At 58.9% G+C, this 922-nt stretch carries 2 protein-coding genes and 1 pseudogene; all 3 read right to left on the bottom strand.

Going from position 1 to position 922, the window contains the following annotated elements:
- Positions 1-449, bottom strand: a 449-nt coding sequence (locus F8N21_RS30315) for an NAD(P)(+) transhydrogenase (Re/Si-specific) subunit beta (protein WP_191624439.1), incomplete at its 3' end; no start/stop codon positions are given.
- Complete coding sequence (locus F8N21_RS30310) at positions 446-784, bottom strand: NAD(P) transhydrogenase subunit alpha (protein ID WP_150645602.1); 339 nt, start codon at positions 782-784, stop codon at positions 446-448. The genes F8N21_RS30310 and F8N21_RS30315, both read right to left, overlap by 4 nt.
- A gap of 15 nt (positions 785-799) precedes the next feature.
- Positions 800-922: pseudogene (locus tag F8N21_RS30305) on the bottom strand (NAD(P)(+) transhydrogenase (Re/Si-specific) subunit alpha); the annotation flags it as partial.

Below are 922 nucleotides of genomic sequence, written 5' to 3'. Positions count from 1 at the left end.
CCGGAGAAGGTAATGGCACCGATCGCCGCGCCCAGGAACAGCTCCAGGCGGTTACCGGAAGGAATTGCATCGCCCAGTAGCTTGACGATACCCAGCGATTGCGGCTCGACCACGGCGGCGATCGCGATGAACACCGCGGCCATACCGATCATGCTGTGCATGAAGGCGACCAGTTCCGGCATTTTGGTCATTTCGACGCGCTTGGCCATGATCGAACCGGCTGTGCCGCCGACCAGCAGGCCGACGATCACGTAGCCGATACCGTCGGTTGCCAGCTCGGCCCCGAGTTTGTAGATCAAGCCCACGGTGGTGAGGATCGCCAGACCCATGCCGAGCATGCCGTACAGATTGCCGCGCCGCGAGGTGGTCGGGTGCGACAAGCCTTTGAGTGCCTGGATAAAGCAGATCGACGCGATCAGGTACAGGGTGGTTACGAGATTCATACTCATGACTTCTGCGCCTCTTGTTCTACTGCCAGTTCTTTAACCTTGGGCGCTTTCTTCTTGAACATCTCAAGCATGCGTCGAGTCACCAGGAAGCCACCGAACACGTTCACCGCGGCCAACGCCACAGCCAGGGTGCCCATGGTCTTGCCCAGTGGGGTGACGGTCAGCGCTGCGGCCAGCATGGCGCCGACGATGACAATCGCCGAAATGGCGTTGGTCACCGCCATCAACGGCGTATGCAGTGCAGGTGTAACGTTCCAGACCACGTGATAACCGACATAAATCGCCAGCACGAAGATGATCAGGTTGTAGATACCGGGGGAGATAAGCTCTTCCATCGTCTGAATCCCTGCTTAGGCGTTTTTGCGAATGACTTGGCCGTCGCGGCACATCAGGCACGCGGCGACGATGTCGTCTTCGAGGTTGATCTGGAATTGGCCTTCCGCGGTGAAGACCAGCTTCAGGAAGTCCAGCAG

Origin of the sequence: Pseudomonas fluorescens, from assembly GCF_902497895.1 — a bacterium.
GTDB classification, from domain to species: Bacteria; Pseudomonadota; Gammaproteobacteria; order Pseudomonadales; family Pseudomonadaceae; genus Aquipseudomonas; species Aquipseudomonas fluorescens_BP.
This window is presented reverse-complemented; position numbering and strand designations above follow the sequence as displayed.

What these genes read in the sequence shown, in the direction of transcription:
- F8N21_RS30310 (WP_150645602.1), bottom strand. Translation starts at nt 784, where the DNA reads ATGGAAGAGCTTATCTCCCCCGGTATCTACAACCTGATCATCTTCGTG.